A 14211-nucleotide genomic window follows, 5' to 3' on the forward strand; every position below is an offset into this window, starting at 1 on the left:
GACGGAGAGGGGGCGAGCGCGGTGGCTGGTCGGCACGTCCACGACGTCCGGCGATTCCTGGCACGGTCCCTGGACGGGGAGACGGGCGACGGTCTGGTGCGGGCCGCCCGCGCCGTCGTCGCCGGCCTGGGCGACCCGCGCCGCCTCGCGCCGCTGGTCCGCGAGCTGGCCGACGGCGCCGGGGACCCCGCGGGGTGCGCGCTCCTGTCGTACCGGCACGTGCTCGGCTTCGACAAGCTGCTCCTGATCGACGGCGGACCGCGCCACATGCTGCGCGCCCACGTGTGGCATCCGGGCCGGGACACCCGCGAGGACATCCACAACCACCGCTCCCCGCTCGCCTCCTTCGTGGTGCGGGGCGCGCTCGGCATGGAGCTGTACGAACCCGTCGCGCCCGCGGCCCCCGCCGCGCCGCCCGGCGCCGGTCCGGGGGTCGACGCCGCCTGGTTCCGCGAGTCGCTGGCGGGCGCCGAGGGCGACTGGCTCCTGGAGCCCGCGGGCGGGGCGCGGCTGCGCCTGACGCAGAGCGCGCAGTACGCGGCGGGCAGTGGCTACGCGCTGCCGCCGCACGTCCTGCACCGCGCGTGGTGCGCGTCGGCCGGGCCCGCGGTCACGCTGTTCCTGGAGACGGGGGCCGGGCGGCTGCGCTACACGGACGTGTTCACGGGTCCCGGCGGGGAGCACTCCCCCGCGGACCTGTCCGGGCGGGCGGTGACGAAGAAGCCCCTGGAGGTCAACGACTACCTGGCGGAGCTGTCGACGCTGGCCGAGCTGCTCGGCTGACGGCTGACGGCTGACGGCTGACGGCTGACGGCTGACGGCTCAGGCGAAGGCCTGGCGGACGATCTCGCGGTTGTACGGGTCGACCTCGACCGTGCCGAGCTCGGCGGGGGCGAGCCAGCGGTGCTCCTGGTCGGGCAGCGGCAGGACCACGTCGAGGGTGAGCGGGCGGACCAGGAAGTTGTCCTGCCAGTTCTTCACCTCGTGCCCGCGGTAGGTGCTGACGAACGAGGACTCGCCCACCTTGCGCAGGACCTGGCCGAGCAGTCCCGTCTCCTCCTTGAGCTCTCTGAGGACACCGTCACGCGGGCTCTCGTCGGCGTCCAGCTTGCCGCACGGCACGCCCCACACACCGGGCAGGAACCGCTCGGTCGTGCTGCGTCGTACGAGCAGCACACGGCCGTCGAACACCACGGCGGCCGCCGCGAGCCGGTTGTCACCGGGATAGTCCATGTCCTCCAACGTAGCGGGGATCGCGGGCCCGTGACAGTCGGCACGGCCGCCGGCCGGTGTTCTCCCTGGTCGCGTCCGGCCGGAAGGTAGACGTCCGTCGGCATCCTGTCGTAGACCACCCCCGCAGGCCGCCGGGCGCGGGCACGTGTCCGTTTCCTTCAAGACCGCGCGGCGGCCCGTTGCCTACGCTTCCGGCATGAACAGCACACCCACCCCGCCCACGCCCCGCTTCGACCTGATCGGCCTGGTCGTCTCCGACATGGCGGCCTCGCTGGCCTTCTACCGCGGGCTCGGCCTGGAGTTCCCCGCGGGCGCCGAGGACCGGCCGCACGTGGAGGCCGCGCTCCCCGGCGGCCTGCGCATCGCCTTCGACACGGAGGAGACCATCCGCTCCTTCTCGCCGGACTGGCGGCCGCCCGCGGACGCGGGCCGGATCGGGCTCGCCTTCCACTGCGGCACGCCCGCCGGGGTCGACGCCGTGCACGAGGCCATGACGGGCGCGGGACACGAGAGCGAGCTAGCGCCGTTCGACGCGCCCTGGGGCCAGCGGTACGCCGTCGTGCTCGACCCGGACGGCAACGGCGTCGACCTCTTCGCCCCGTCGGCCGGCCAGTAGCTCGCCCAGCGGCAGCCCGGTGAACTCCTTCACGTCCCGGGCGAGATGGGCCTGGTCGGCGAAGCCCGCGACGGCCGCCGTGTCCGCGTACGACAGCCCGGCGCGGGCCAGCGCGAGCGCGCGCTGCAGGCGCAGCACCCGTGCGAGCGTCTTCGGGCCGTAGCCGAACGCGGCGAGCGAACGGCGGTGCAGCAGCCGGGCGTTGACGCCCGCGTCCGCCGCGGTGCGCGCCACCGACCGGCCCGCGTCCAGGGACCGGACGACGTGCCCGAGCAGCGGGTCGGGCGGCCCGGCCGCGGCGGCGCGCTCCAGCGCGACGGCCTCCAGGGCGGCCACCGGGTCGGCCGCGCCGTCCACCCGCGCGAGCAGTCGGCGGACCCGGGCCGCGCCCCACAGGTCGGCGAGCTCCACGCGCCGGTCGCGCAGCTCGTGGGCGGGCACGCCGAGCAGGGCGGGGGCGGTGCCGGGGTAGAAGCGCACGCCCACGTGGCGGCCCGCGGCGGCCGCTTCCGGGAGGTAGGCGCGGGTGTCGGGGCCCGCGACGAACAGCCGGCCCTCGGTCCACAGCAGGTCCATGCAGCCGTCCGGCAGCACCGGACGGACGGTGCCCGGCCCGTCCGCGGCCGTGCGGGTCCACACGACCGCGCCGGTCAGCCGGGCGGGCCGCTCCCGGTAGTCGACGGGCGCGCCGGACTCGTGGGGCATGAAGAAAGGCTACGCCGCGGCGCCCTCAGGCCGCCCGTCCGCGGTGCTCCTGCGGGCTGACGCCGTACACCCGCTTGAAGGCGCCGGAGAGCGCGAACGCGCTGCCGTAGCCGACGCGGCGGGCGATCGCGGCAATGGTCAGTTCGCTGTCGCGCAGCAGGTCGGCGGCGAGCGCGAGCCGCCAGTTCGTCAGGTACGTCATCGGGGGCTCCCCCACCAGGCCGGCGAACCGGCGGGCCAGCGCGGCCCGCGAGACGCCCGTCTTCGCGGCGAGCCCGGCGATCGTCCAGGGGTGCGCCGGGTCGTCCTGGAGCAGGCGCAGGGCGCGGCCGACGACCGGGTCGCCCAGTGCGCGGTACCAGGCGGGGGCGGCCGCCTCGGGGCGGGAGAACCAGGCGCGCAGCGCGGCGATCAGGAGCAGGTCGAGGAGCCGGTCCAGGACGACGGCCTGGCCCGGCTCGTCCTTGCCGATCTCCTCGGCGACCAGGGGCGTGAGCGGGCACTCCCACACCTCGCCGGGCAGCACGAGCAGCGGCGGCAGCGCGTCCAGGAGCCGCCCGGTGATCTCGCCCTGCAGCGGATAGGTGCCGATCAGCATCTCCACGGCGGCGTCGGGCGACTCGCCCCAGGCGCGCGGGCCGAGGTCCTGGTAGCGGGCGACGGGGGCGCCGTCCAGGGGCCTGCAGCGCTGGCCGGGGCCGATCTCGGCGAAGGGCGCGGTGGTGGCCTCGTCGGCGCACGTGTAGGGGTCGGGGCCGCGGGCGATGGCGAGGTCGCCGGGGCGGATGCACTGGGCGGGCCCGCCGCCCGCGGGGGCGATCCAGGCGGTGCCGCGCACCATGACCATGACCGACAGGGGCGCCTCGTCGGCGATGCGGACGGACCAGGGCGGGTCGAACAGCGCGCGGATCATGAAGGCGCCCCGGGCACGCGGCCCCTCCAGCAGTCCGGCGAGTACGTCCATGGCGGCAGCGTAGACGCACGCGTATGGCGGTGAGCTCCTCGGCGATGGTTCCGTGCCCGGCCCGGCAGTTGACTGGGACGCATGACGATGAACGCGACGAACACGGCACACACAGCGAACACGATGAACGCGACGAACGCGACGAACGCGACGAACGCGACGAACGCGACGAACACGGAGCACGCGACGGACACCGACCCCGCCGTGACCGGGACCGTGCTGGTCACCGGGGCGACCGGGCGGGTGGGGCGCCGGGTGGTGGAGTCCGCCGAGGCGGCCGGGCTCACGGTGCGGGCGGCCTCCCGGTCCGGGGCGGTGCGCTTCGACTGGGCGGACCGGTCGACCTGGGCGGACGCCCTGCGGGGCGCGGACGCGGCCCACCTCGCGTATCTGCCGGACGTGGGGGCGCCCGGCGCGGCCGAGGCGGTCGGCGCGTTCGCGCGGCTCGCGGTCGAGCTGGGCGTGGGGCGGCTGACGCTGCTGTCCGCGCGGGGCGAGGACCAGGCGCACGCGACGGAGGCGGCGGTGCGCGCGGCGGGCGCCCGGTGGACGGTGGTGCGGGCGAGCTGGTTCGCGCAGAATCTCAGCGAGGGGCCGCTCCTGGACGGGATGCGGGGCGGGGAGCTGGTCTTCCCCGGCGGCGAGGTCCTCGAACCGTTCATCGACGTACGGGACATCGCGGACGTGGTGGTGGCGGCGCTGACCGGCGGCGACCGCCTCGCGGACCGGACCCTCGACCTCACCGGGCCGCGGCTGCTGTCGTTCCGGCAGGCGGTCGCCGAGGTCGCGGCGGCGGCCGGGCGCCGGATCGCGTACGTCCCGGTGTCGGCCCGCGACTACGGCGCCGCGCTCGCGGAGTTCGGGGTGCCGGCCGAGGAGGCGGCGTTCCTGACCGAGCTGTTCGAGACCAACCTGGACGGGCGCAACGCGCACCTGTCCGGGGGTGTACGGGAGGTGCTGGGCCGGGAGCCGAGGGACTTCGCGGACTTCGTCGCGGAGCAGGCGGAGGCGGGCACCTGGAAGGCGTGAGGCGCCCCGGGGGCGCCGGGGCGGGGGCCGGGGCGGGCCGGCCCCCGCGGCTCACTCGTCGGTGGGGCCGTTCTCCCCGGTGCCCGTGCCGTTGCGCTTGGCGTGCTTCGGCTGCCGGGTCGGCTTCGCGGGCGTGCGCAGCCTGGACGTGACGTCGTCCGGCGGCAGGAAGCGGGACCAGCGCTCGGGGAACTCCGACGGCATCTCGGGGTCGTCGGGGTCGTCGGGGTCATAGGGGTACGTCTCCGCCTCGCGCGCGGCGGCCGCGCGGGCCACCACCTCGGCGGCCTGTGCCTCCCGTATCCGGTCGTTGGCGGCACGGGCCGCGGCCGTGGCGACGGACGGCCAGACCCGGTCGATCGCCGCGTTGACCGCGGCGCCGACCAGCACCGCGAACGCCGAGACGCCGATCCACAGCAGCACCGCGACCGGCGCCGCCAGCGAGCCGTAGATCGTGGGGCCCTCCACGGTGCTGGTGAGGTAGATCCGCAGCAGGAAACTGCCGAGCACCCACATGGCGAGCGCGATCAGCGCGCCGGGCATGTCCTCCACCCACGGCGAACGCACCGGCACGGACACGTGGTAGAGCGTCGTCAGGAAGACCACGGACAGGATGACGACGACCGGCCAGTACAGGACCTGGACCACCGTCGTGGAGCCCGGCAGCAGGTTCACCACCGCGTCCGGGCCCGCCACCATCAGCGGCAGCGCCACCGACCCGATGAGCAGCGCCACGATGAACAGGCCGAAGGCGAGGATCCGGGTCTTGACGATGCCGCGCACGCCGTCGAGGCCGTACATCACGGTGATGGTGTCGATGAAGACGTTCACCGCGCGGGAGCCGGACCACAGGGCGAAGAGGAAGCCGATGGAGATGACGTCGGGCCTGCTGACCCGCAGCACGTCGTCCAGTATCGGCTCCGCGATCTGGTGGACGCCCCGGTCGGACAGGACCGTGCGGGACGCCTCCAGGATGTTGTTCTGCACGCTGGCGATGGTGTCCGCCCCGGTCCACCGGTCCACGTACGCGAGCAGCCCGATCAGGCTCAGGAGCAGCGGCGGGACGGAGAGCAGCGTGAAGAACGCCGCCTCGGCCGCAAGCCCCAGGATGCGGTACTCGACGCATGAGTTGACGGTGTCCTTGAGCAGCAGCCAGGCGGTCCTGCGCTTCGAGACGTTCCGGTAGAGAGCGCGGGCCCGTTTCCAGCGGCCCGACGGCCGCCCGGGTGTTTCTTTTGCCTGGTGCACCTCCTTACCGTAGCGGCATGGCAGCCAGCACCCACACAGTGACCAACCAGGCTCCGCCCCTGGTGGGATATGACGTATTCACGTCCGACCGGGCCCTCGTGGAAGCGGTCGAGCGGCATCTGGATCCCGCGCTCCTCGACACGGCCCGTGACGAACTCTCCTCGCTGGGCCGGGCGGCGGGGTCCGCGCAGGCCCAGCGGTGGGGGGTGCAGGCGAACGAGAACCCGCCCGTGCTGCACACGCACGACCGCTACGGGAACCGGATCGACGAGGTCGAGTTCCACCCGGCGTGGCACCGGCTGCTCGGCAAGGCCGTCTCCGCGGGCCTGACCACGGCCTGGTCACGGCCCGGTGGGCACGTCCGGCGGGCCGCGGGATTCCTGGTGTGGACGCAGGCCGAGGGCGGCCACGGCTGCCCCGTCTCGATGACGCACGCCGCGGTGCCCGCGCTGCGCGCCGATCCGGCGCTGGCCGCCGAGTGGGAGCCGCGGCTCACCTCGACCGTGTACGACGAGGGCCTGCGCCCGGCCGCCCGGAAGGCGGGCGTGCTCTTCGGGATGGGCATGACGGAGAAGCAGGGCGGCAGCGACGTCCGGGCCAACACGACGCGCGCGCAGGCCCTCGCCGAGGACGGGACGTACGCCCTCACCGGCCACAAGTGGTTCTGCTCCGCGCCCATGTCGGACGGCTTCCTGGTGCTCGCGCAGGCCGAGCAGGGGCTGACCTGCTTCCTGGTGCCGCGGGTCCTCGCGGACGGCACCCGCAACCCCTTCGCCATCCAGCGGCTCAAGGACAAACTGGGCAACAAGTCCAACGCCTCCAGCGAGGTGGAGTTCGACGGGACGTGGGCGCGCCGGGTCGGCGACGAGGGGCGCGGGGTGCGCACCATCATCGAGATGGTCGCGGCCACCCGGCTCGACTGCGTGATCGGGTCGGCGGCCCTGATGCGGCAGGCCGTGGCGCAGGCGGTGCACCACGCCACGTACCGGGAGGCGTTCGGCGGCCGGCTCGTCGACAAGCCGCTCATGCGCAACGTCCTGGCCGATCTGGCCCTGGAGTCCGAGGCGGCCACCACGCTGGCGCTGCGGCTCGCGGCGGCGTACGACGACGGGAGCGAGCAGGAGCAGGCGTTCCTGCGGCTCGCGGTGCCGGCCGCGAAGTACTGGGTGACCAAGCGGTGCACGCCGGTCGCCGCCGAGGCCCTGGAGTGCCTGGGCGGCAACGGCTACGTGGAGGAGTCGGGCATGCCGCGGCTGCTGCGCGAGGCGCCGCTCAACTCGATCTGGGAGGGCTCGGGCAACGTCCAGGCGCTGGACGTCCTGCGGGCGCTGCAGCGGGAGCCGCAGGCCCTCGACGCGTTCCTGCGGGAGGTCGGCACGACCCGCGGCGCCGACCACCGCCTGGACGGCGCGATCAAGGACCTGCTGACCGAACTGGCCGACCTGGACGGCATCGAGGGGCGGGCCCGGCGGCTCGTGGAGCGGATGGCGCTGGTGCTCCAGGGGTCGCTGCTCGTGCGGTACGCGCCGCCCGAGGTCGCCGACGCGTTCTGCGCCTCACGGCTCGGCGGGGACTGGGGCGCGGCCTTCGGCACGCTGCCGCACAGCCTCGATCTGGCGGCGGTGGTGGAGCGGTCCGCGCCCGCGGTCCCGCCCGCGCCCTGAACGGCGGGGAACGGCGACGGGGGACGGCCGACGGCCGTCCCCCTGACCGACACGGGGGTGGTGCTGCGCCGACACGGCACCACCCCCGTGTCTCAGGCCCCCTGGGGAGCGTGAACGCCGCACGGGCGGCGGTGCGTCCAGACTCGGCCACCGTCCGGGCGTTGACCAGAGTTGCAGGAGGTTGCAACGGGCCCTGACCTCAGCGGGTTTGGTCGTCGATGCGGCACCCGGGGGCGGGTCCAGGGGGCACGATGAAGGCCTGCCCCTGCCCACCGGTCTGGCCGGAAAGGACCCCGTGGCCATGAACGCCCCCTCGACGATAGACCTCGCGCGGATATCCGCCATGGACCTCGCGCACGCCGCGCACCTCCTGAAGGACGTGCGCGACGCCACGCTCTCCGGGCGCCGGCCGCGGGTCCTGCCGCGCCCGGTGATCGGCGACTCGTGGGGGCGGATGCTGCTCGGCGGGGTCGACCCCGACCACGACCACCGCTCCCGGCTGCTCGACGAGGAGGAGCTGGAGGAGCGCCGCCGCGCCTCGCCGCTGCGGGACGTCCTGCCCGTGGTGCGCAACGCCCTGGTCGCGGTGGCGGACGCCGCGGAGCACATCATGGTCGTCAGCGACGCGGACGGCCGGGTGCTGTGGCGCGAGGGCAGCGCGGGGGTGCTGCGCGCGGCGGACGCCCTCGGCTTCGAGCCGGGCGCGGACTGGGGCGAGGGCGTCGTCGGCACGAACGGCATCGGCACGCCGCTGGTCGTGCGCCGCCCGGTGCAGGTCTTCTCGGCCGAGCACTTCGTGCAGACCCATCACCCCTGGACGTGCACGGGCGCCCCGGTGACCGATCCGCGCGACGGCCGGCTGCTCGGCGTGGTGGACGTCAGCGGCCCGCTGCGGACCATCCATCCCGCGACGCTCGCCCTGGTCGACTCGGTCGCCAAGCTGGCCGAGGCCCGGCTGCGGGAGCGGCACGCGCGGGACCTGGACCGGCTGCGCGCGGTGGCGGCGCCGGTGCTCGCCCGGCTCGGGGGGCGCGCGGTCGCGGTGGACGCGCACGGGTGGACGGCCGCGGTGACGGGGATGCCCCCGGCGGACCGGATCGCCCTGCCCAAGGCCCTCGGGGCGGGCCGGGTCTGGCTGCCCTCGCTCGGCGCGTGCCTGGTGGAGCCGCTGCCCGGCGGCTGGCTGCTGCGCGTGGAGAGCCCGGGCGACACCCCGCGGGCGGTCGCCGCGACCCGGCTCGTCCTGGACGTGAGCAGCCCGCGCCGCTGGACGCTCTCGGTGCTCGGCGGCGCCCACGACTGGACCCACGAGCTCAGTCCGCGCCACGCCGAGCTGCTCTATCTGCTGTGCACGTCCCGCGCCGGACGCACCGCGTCGGGGCTCGCCGAGGACATGTTCGGCGACCCGGCGCGCACAGTCACCGTGCGCGCCGAGCTCTCCCGGGTGCGCCGCTATCTGGGCGGGCTGCTCGCCCACCGCCCCTACCGCTTCCACGAGGACGTCGACGTCGACGTGATCACGCCGGAGCACCCGGTGGACCTGCTGCCCCACTCGACGGCCCCCGCGGTGCGCGAGGCGCGCAGCGCGGAGCCTTGAGCCGGTGCGCGCGGCGGAGCCGGGGGCACCGGTGGGCCCGACCCGCGCCGAACGGCGGCCCCGGCCCATGATTCGCTGACCTCATGAGTCTCACTGTCACCACGTGGTCCCTGGAGCAGACGTCTCCGCGGGACCTGCTGCCGGCCGCGGCCCCGGAGGGCGACGTACGGATCGTGCGCGCCGAGGTCCCCTCGCCCGAACTCAGCCGGTTCCTGTACGCGTCCGTCGGCGGGGACATCCGCTGGACCGACCGGCTGTCCCTCACCTACGCGCAGTGGCAGAAGCTGCTCGACCGGCCGGGCGTGGAGACCTGGGTCGCATACGACCGGGGGACGCCGGCCGGGTACGTGGAGCTCGCGGCGCGCGGCGAGAACGGGGACGCGGCCGAGGGCGTCGTCGAGATCGTCTACTTCGGGCTGCTGCCCGCCTTCCGGGGGCGGCGCATCGGCGGCCATCTCCTGTCGTACGCCGTCGCGCGCGCCTGGGACCTGGCGGGGCGGTGGCCGGGGCTCGCGCCGACCGAGCGGGTCTGGCTGCACACCTGCTCCAAGGACGGGGAGCACGCCATGGACAACTACCGGCGGCGCGGCTTCACGCTCTTCGACACCGAGGTCGAGGAGGAGGCCGACGTGCCGACCCCGGGCCCGTGGCCGGGCGCGGCCCGCGACTGACCCCGGCGCGCCGGGCCGCGCGCCCGCCCCTCCGGCCGGCTGTGACCGGCGACACCCTTGTCCACGATGCGGGACAAGGGTGTCCGCATTTTGGATAATGCTGGACTGCGCCGAAACTCCCGTGACACGCTTCCGGCATGGATCGCACTGGAAACGCCTTGGTGAGTCGACGTCACGTCGACCTCGGCCGCATGTCCAGCGCCATGTGTCCGGCCTGCTGATCGACTCAGCGCAGCCGCACTTCCTCCCCTGATCACCTCCCTGCGCAGCGCCGCGCGCGCCTTTCCGCATGTGCGAAACGCCCGCGGCTATGTGTCATACCCGCAGGTCAGAGCCGCTCTTCCGCTGCCCCGAAGGACGTACCACCATGGCCGCCACGCCAGAAAAGCCCGCCCCAGCCACGCCCCGCCGCAAGGCGAGCCGTCACCGCGGCGAGGGCCAGTGGGCCGCCGGTCACTTCACCCCGCTCAACGGGAACGAGCAGTTCAAGAAGGACGACGACGGTCTCAATGTGCGGACACGCATTGAGACGATCTATTCGAAGCGTGGATTCGACTCCATCGACCCGAACGACCTGCGCGGACGGATGCGCTGGTGGGGTCTCTACACCCAGCGCAAGCCCGGCATCGACGGCGGCAAGACCGCGGTCCTGGAGCCGGAGGAGCTGGACGACGAGTACTTCATGCTCCGCGTCCGCATCGACGGCGGCCGGCTGACCACCGAGCAGCTGCGCGTCATCGGCGAGATCTCGCAGGAATTCGCGCGCGGCACCGCCGACCTGACCGACCGGCAGAACATCCAGTACCACTGGATCCGGATCGAGGACGTCCCCGAGATCTGGCGCCGCCTGGAGGCCGTCGGCCTCTCCACGACCGAGGCCTGCGGTGACACGCCCCGCGTCATCCTCGGTTCCCCGGTGGCGGGCGTCGCCGAGAACGAGATCATCGACGGCTCCCCCGCCATCGACGAGATCCAGCGCCGCTTCATCGGCAACCCCGACTTCTCGAACCTGCCGCGCAAGTTCAAGACCGCCATCTCCGGTTCGCCGCAGCTCGACGTCGCGCACGAGATCAACGACGTGGCCTTCGTCGGCGTGCACCACCCCGAGCACGGCCCCGGCTTCGACCTGTGGGTCGGCGGCGGCCTGTCCACCAACCCCAAGCTGGGCGTACGCCTGGGTGCTTGGGTGCCGCTCGACGAGGTGCCCGACGTGTACGGCGGCGTCATCGGCATCTTCCGCGACTACGGCTACCGCCGCCTGCGCACCCGCGCGCGGCTGAAGTTCCTCGTCGCCGACTGGGGCCCGGAGAAGTTCCGGCAGATCCTGGAGGACGAGTACCTGCACCGCAAGCTGGTCGACGGCCCCGCGCCGGAGCAGCCCCCGGGCACCTGGCGCGACCACCTCGGCGTCCACCGCCAGAAGGACGGCCGCTTCTACGTCGGCTTCGCCGCCCGCGTCGGCCGCGTGGACGGCGCCACCCTGACGAAGATCGCCGAGGTCGCCGACGCGCACGGCTCGGGCCGGCTGCGCACCACCGCCGAGCAGAAGATGATCGTGCTCGACGTCGAGCAGGACCAGGTCGACTCGCTCGTCTCCGCCCTGGAGGCCCTGGACCTGCGGGTCAACGCCTCGCCGTTCCGGCGCGGCACGATGGCCTGCACCGGCATCGAGTTCTGCAAGCTCGCCATCGTCGAGACCAAGGCGCGCGGCGCCTCGCTGATCGACGAACTGGAGCGCCGCATCCCGGAGTTCGACCAGCCGATCACCATCAACATCAACGGCTGCCCGAACGCCTGCGCCCGCATCCAGGTCGCCGACATCGGCCTCAAGGGCCAGCTGATGCTCGACGGCGACGGCAACCAGGTGGAGGGCTACCAGGTGCACCTGGGCGGCGCGCTCGGCCTGGAGGCCGGCTTCGGCCGCAAGGTGCGCGGCCTGAAGGTCACCGCCACCGAGCTGCCCGACTACGTCGAGCGGGTCCTCACCCGCTTCCAGGCGGAGCGCGAGGGCGACGAGCGGTTCGCCACCTGGGCCGCGCGCGCCTCCGAGGAGGCCCTCAAGTGAGCGAGCGCGCGGCACCGTTCTACTGCCCCTACTGCGGCGACGAGGACCTGCGGCCGAACGAGACCGGGCACGGCGCCTGGGAATGCGCGGCGTGCAATCGGGCCTTTCAGCTGAAGTTCCTCGGGCTGCTCGCCCGGGGTGTTCAGCAGACCAGCGGTAAAGGGAACGAGATATGACGACGGCTCAGGAACAACAGCGGTTGACCGACGACCAGTCGAAGGCGCTCGCCGAGGAGGCCGGGCGCGAACTCGAGGACGCCACCGCCCTGGAGATCCTCCAGTGGGCGGCCGACACCTTCGGCCCGCGGTTCTGCGTGACCTCCTCGATGGAGGACGCGGTCGTCGCCCACCTGGCCTCCCGGGCCCTGCCCGGCGTCGACGTCGTCTTCCTCGACACCGGCTACCACTTCCCGGAGACCATCGGCACCCGTGACGCCGTCGAGGCCGTGCTCGACGTCAACGTCATCACCTTGACGCCCCGTCAGACGGTCGCCGAGCAGGACGCCGAGCACGGCCCGAAGCTGCACGACCGCAATCCCGACCTGTGCTGCGCGCTGCGCAAGGTGGCGCCCCTGGAGGACGGCCTCGCCGGGTACGCCGCCTGGGCGACCGGACTGCGCCGCGACGAGTCGCCGACCCGGGCGAACACCCCGGTCGTCGGCTGGGACGAGAAGCGCCGGAAGATCAAGATCTCACCGATCGCCCGCTGGACGCAGGACGACGTCGACGCCTACGTCACCGAGCACGGCATCCTCACCAACCCGCTCCTCATGGACGGCTACGGCTCGGTGGGCTGCGCCCCCTGCACCCGCCGCCTGCTGGCGGGCGAGGACGCACGGGCCGGCCGCTGGTCCGGCAACGCCAAGACCGAGTGCGGGATCCACGGATGACCGCCCCGCGGACCCAGCAGCCGCCGCCCCAGCCGCACCACACCCGGGAGAACCACGTGACGACCGGAGCCACCGTCTGGCTCACCGGCCTGCCCAGCGCCGGCAAGACCACCATCGCGTACGAACTGGCGGGACTGCTGCGCGCCCGGGGCCGCCGCGTCGAGGTCCTCGACGGCGACGAGATCCGCGAGTTCCTCTCCGCGGGCCTCGGCTTCAGCCGCGAGGACCGGCACACCAACGTGCAGCGCATCGGCTTCGTCGCCGAACTCCTCGCCCGCAACGGCGTGCTGGCCCTGGTGCCGGTGATCGCGCCGTTCGCGGACAGCCGTGAGGCCGTGCGCAAGCGCCACCAGGCGGGCGGCACGGCGTATGTGGAGGTGCACGTCGCCACGCCGGTCGAAGTGTGCTCCGTACGCGATGTGAAGGGCCTGTACGCCAAGCAGGCGGCGGGCGAGATATCCGGGCTCACCGGGGTCGACGACCCCTACGAGGCTCCCGACTCGCCCGACCTGCGCATCGCGTCGCAGGACCAGACCGTGCAGGAGTCAGCGGCGGCTCTGGACGCGCTGCTCACCGAGAGGGGTCTCGCATGACGACCGTCGCCACCGTGACCGGCGAGGGCACCGACAGCCCGTACGCGCTCAGCCATCTGGACGCCCTGGAGTCCGAGGCGGTGCACATCTTCCGCGAGGTCGCGGGGGAGTTCGAGCGGCCGGTGATCCTCTTCTCCGGCGGCAAGGACTCCATCGTCATGCTGCACCTGGCGCTGAAGGCGTTCGCCCCCGCGGCGGTCCCCTTCTCCCTGCTGCACGTCGACACCGGACACAACTTCCCCGAGGTCATCGCCTACCGCGACCGCGTGGTCGCCGAGCACGGACTGCGCCTGCACGTGGCCTCCGTGCAGGACTACATCGACGCCGGCACACTGCGCGAACGCCCCGACGGCACCCGCAACCCCCTGCAGACCGTGCCGCTCACCGAGAAGATCCAGAGCGAGAAGTTCGACGCGGTCTTCGGCGGCGGCCGCCGCGACGAGGAGAAGGCCCGCGCCAAGGAGCGGGTGTTCTCGCTGCGCGACGAGTTCTCCCAGTGGGACCCGCGCCGCCAGCGCCCCGAGCTGTGGCAGCTCTACAACGGCCGGCACGCCCCCGGCGAGCACGTCCGCGTCTTCCCGCTCTCCAACTGGACCGAGCTGGACGTGTGGCAGTACATCGCCCGCGAGCGGATCGAACTCCCGGAGATCTACTTCGCGCACGAGCGGGACGTCTTCCTGCGCTCGGGCATGTGGCTGACCGCGGGCGACTGGGGCGGCCCCAAGGAGGGCGAGACGGTCGAGAAGCGGCTGATCCGCTACCGCACGGTCGGCGACATGTCCTGCACCGGCGCCGTCGACTCCGACGCGACGACGCTGGACGCCGTCATCACCGAGATCGCCGCCTCCCGCCTCACCGAGCGCGGCGCGACCCGGGCCGACGACAAGCTCTCCGAAGCCGCGATGGAAGACCGCAAGCGCGAGGGGTACTTCTAACC

16 protein-coding genes are annotated in these 14211 nt (G+C 73.7%); 12 read left to right on the plus strand and 4 right to left on the minus strand.

Annotation, left to right across the window (positions count from 1 at the left end):
- The first annotated feature begins 21 nt into the window (after positions 1-21).
- On the plus strand, positions 22-783 hold the full coding sequence (locus tag ACFYXE_RS24535) for a hypothetical protein (protein WP_389315676.1): 762 nt from the start codon (positions 22-24) through the stop codon (positions 781-783).
- A 39-nt stretch (positions 784-822) separates the two neighbouring features.
- Here ACFYXE_RS24535 and ACFYXE_RS24540 read toward each other — a convergent pair whose 3' ends face one another.
- Positions 823-1233, minus strand: a complete 411-nt coding sequence (locus tag ACFYXE_RS24540; RefSeq protein ID WP_361171901.1) for an NUDIX hydrolase — start codon at positions 1231-1233, stop codon at positions 823-825.
- Between the two features lie 196 nt (positions 1234-1429).
- On the opposite strand from ACFYXE_RS24540, the gene ACFYXE_RS24545 reads away from it, so the two are divergent.
- Positions 1430-1849, plus strand: coding sequence for a VOC family protein (locus ACFYXE_RS24545; RefSeq protein WP_389315679.1), 420 nt, complete (start codon positions 1430-1432; stop codon positions 1847-1849).
- Here the strand turns inward: ACFYXE_RS24545 and ACFYXE_RS24550 are convergent.
- Positions 1751-2554, minus strand: a complete 804-nt coding sequence (locus ACFYXE_RS24550) for a DUF6597 domain-containing transcriptional factor (protein WP_389315681.1) — start codon at positions 2552-2554, stop codon at positions 1751-1753. The genes ACFYXE_RS24545 and ACFYXE_RS24550 overlap by 99 nt on opposite strands.
- 25 nt (positions 2555-2579) lie before the next feature.
- The gene (locus ACFYXE_RS24555) at positions 2580-3518 is read right to left on the minus strand and encodes an AraC family transcriptional regulator (RefSeq protein WP_389315683.1); all 939 of its coding nucleotides are present in this window, start codon (positions 3516-3518) and stop codon (positions 2580-2582) included.
- An 81-nt stretch (positions 3519-3599) separates the two neighbouring features.
- Here ACFYXE_RS24555 and ACFYXE_RS24560 point away from each other — a divergent pair, with 81 nt between their 5' ends.
- Positions 3600-4547 carry an SDR family oxidoreductase gene (locus ACFYXE_RS24560; RefSeq protein ID WP_389315685.1) on the plus strand — a complete coding sequence of 316 codons (948 nt, stop codon included), beginning with the start codon at positions 3600-3602 and terminating at the stop codon, positions 4545-4547.
- 51 nt (positions 4548-4598) lie between these two features.
- On the opposite strand, the gene ACFYXE_RS24565 is transcribed toward ACFYXE_RS24560, so the two are convergent.
- Positions 4599-5795 (minus strand): YihY/virulence factor BrkB family protein, encoded by a 1197-nt coding sequence (locus ACFYXE_RS24565; RefSeq protein WP_389315687.1) that lies wholly within the window; start codon positions 5793-5795, stop codon positions 4599-4601.
- Positions 5796-5812: 17 nt separating this feature from the next.
- On the opposite strand from ACFYXE_RS24565, the gene ACFYXE_RS24570 reads away from it, so the two are divergent.
- From ACFYXE_RS24570 to cysD, 9 genes are all read left to right on the plus strand, one after another.
- On the plus strand, positions 5813-7459 hold the full coding sequence (locus ACFYXE_RS24570; protein WP_389315689.1) for an acyl-CoA dehydrogenase family protein: 1647 nt from the start codon (positions 5813-5815) through the stop codon (positions 7457-7459).
- Between the two features lie 301 nt (positions 7460-7760).
- Positions 7761-9056 (plus strand): GAF domain-containing protein, encoded by a 1296-nt coding sequence (locus ACFYXE_RS24575; RefSeq protein ID WP_389315691.1) that lies wholly within the window; start codon positions 7761-7763, stop codon positions 9054-9056.
- A gap of 83 nt (positions 9057-9139) precedes the next feature.
- Positions 9140-9727 carry a GNAT family N-acetyltransferase gene (locus tag ACFYXE_RS24580; RefSeq protein WP_389315694.1) on the plus strand — a complete coding sequence of 196 codons (588 nt, stop codon included), beginning with the start codon at positions 9140-9142 and terminating at the stop codon, positions 9725-9727.
- 137 nt (positions 9728-9864) lie between these two features.
- Positions 9865-9948, plus strand: coding sequence for a putative leader peptide (locus tag ACFYXE_RS24585; protein WP_317850486.1), 84 nt, complete (start codon positions 9865-9867; stop codon positions 9946-9948).
- A gap of 146 nt (positions 9949-10094) precedes the next feature.
- Complete coding sequence (locus tag ACFYXE_RS24590) at positions 10095-11792, plus strand: nitrite/sulfite reductase (protein ID WP_389315696.1); 1698 nt, start codon at positions 10095-10097, stop codon at positions 11790-11792.
- Positions 11789-11968 carry a hypothetical protein gene (locus ACFYXE_RS24595; protein WP_361171931.1) on the plus strand — a complete coding sequence of 60 codons (180 nt, stop codon included), beginning with the start codon at positions 11789-11791 and terminating at the stop codon, positions 11966-11968. Before ACFYXE_RS24590 ends, ACFYXE_RS24595 begins: the two co-directional genes overlap by 4 nt.
- A complete protein-coding gene (locus tag ACFYXE_RS24600; RefSeq protein WP_389315698.1) occupies positions 11965-12681 on the plus strand; it encodes a phosphoadenylyl-sulfate reductase in 717 nt (238 codons plus the stop codon). Before ACFYXE_RS24595 ends, ACFYXE_RS24600 begins: the two co-directional genes overlap by 4 nt.
- Positions 12678-13274: an adenylyl-sulfate kinase gene (cysC, locus tag ACFYXE_RS24605; protein WP_389315700.1), complete on the plus strand. Its 597-nt coding sequence runs from the start codon at positions 12678-12680 to the stop codon at positions 13272-13274. The genes ACFYXE_RS24600 and cysC overlap by 4 nt, the downstream gene beginning before the upstream one ends.
- On the plus strand, positions 13271-14209 hold the full coding sequence (gene cysD, locus ACFYXE_RS24610; protein ID WP_361171940.1) for a sulfate adenylyltransferase subunit CysD: 939 nt from the start codon (positions 13271-13273) through the stop codon (positions 14207-14209). Before cysC ends, cysD begins: the two co-directional genes overlap by 4 nt.
- Positions 14210-14211: the final 2 nt, after the last annotated feature.

Origin of the sequence: Streptomyces sp. NPDC002564, assembly GCF_042889645.1 — a bacterium.
Taxonomy (GTDB): Bacteria; Actinomycetota; Actinomycetes; order Streptomycetales; family Streptomycetaceae; genus Streptomyces.

Coding starts and splice junctions, on each gene's coding strand:
- ACFYXE_RS24540 (WP_361171901.1), bottom strand. CDS start 1,233: ATGGACTATCCCGGTGACAACCGGCTCGCGGCGGCCGCCGTGGTGTTC.
- ACFYXE_RS24560 (WP_389315685.1), top strand. CDS start 3,600: ATGACGATGAACGCGACGAACACGGCACACACAGCGAACACGATGAAC.
- ACFYXE_RS24580 (WP_389315694.1), top strand. CDS start 9,140: ATGAGTCTCACTGTCACCACGTGGTCCCTGGAGCAGACGTCTCCGCGG.
- cysD (WP_361171940.1), top strand. CDS start 13,271: ATGACGACCGTCGCCACCGTGACCGGCGAGGGCACCGACAGCCCGTAC.
- ACFYXE_RS24570 (WP_389315689.1), top strand. CDS start 5,813: ATGGCAGCCAGCACCCACACAGTGACCAACCAGGCTCCGCCCCTGGTG.
- ACFYXE_RS24550 (WP_389315681.1), bottom strand. CDS start 2,554: ATGCCCCACGAGTCCGGCGCGCCCGTCGACTACCGGGAGCGGCCCGCC.
- ACFYXE_RS24575 (WP_389315691.1), top strand. CDS start 7,761: ATGAACGCCCCCTCGACGATAGACCTCGCGCGGATATCCGCCATGGAC.
- ACFYXE_RS24590 (WP_389315696.1), top strand. CDS start 10,095: ATGGCCGCCACGCCAGAAAAGCCCGCCCCAGCCACGCCCCGCCGCAAG.
- ACFYXE_RS24585 (WP_317850486.1), top strand. CDS start 9,865: ATGGATCGCACTGGAAACGCCTTGGTGAGTCGACGTCACGTCGACCTC.
- ACFYXE_RS24545 (WP_389315679.1), top strand. CDS start 1,430: ATGAACAGCACACCCACCCCGCCCACGCCCCGCTTCGACCTGATCGGC.
- cysC (WP_389315700.1), top strand. CDS start 12,678: ATGACCGCCCCGCGGACCCAGCAGCCGCCGCCCCAGCCGCACCACACC.
- ACFYXE_RS24555 (WP_389315683.1), bottom strand. CDS start 3,518: ATGGACGTACTCGCCGGACTGCTGGAGGGGCCGCGTGCCCGGGGCGCC.
- ACFYXE_RS24600 (WP_389315698.1), top strand. CDS start 11,965: ATGACGACGGCTCAGGAACAACAGCGGTTGACCGACGACCAGTCGAAG.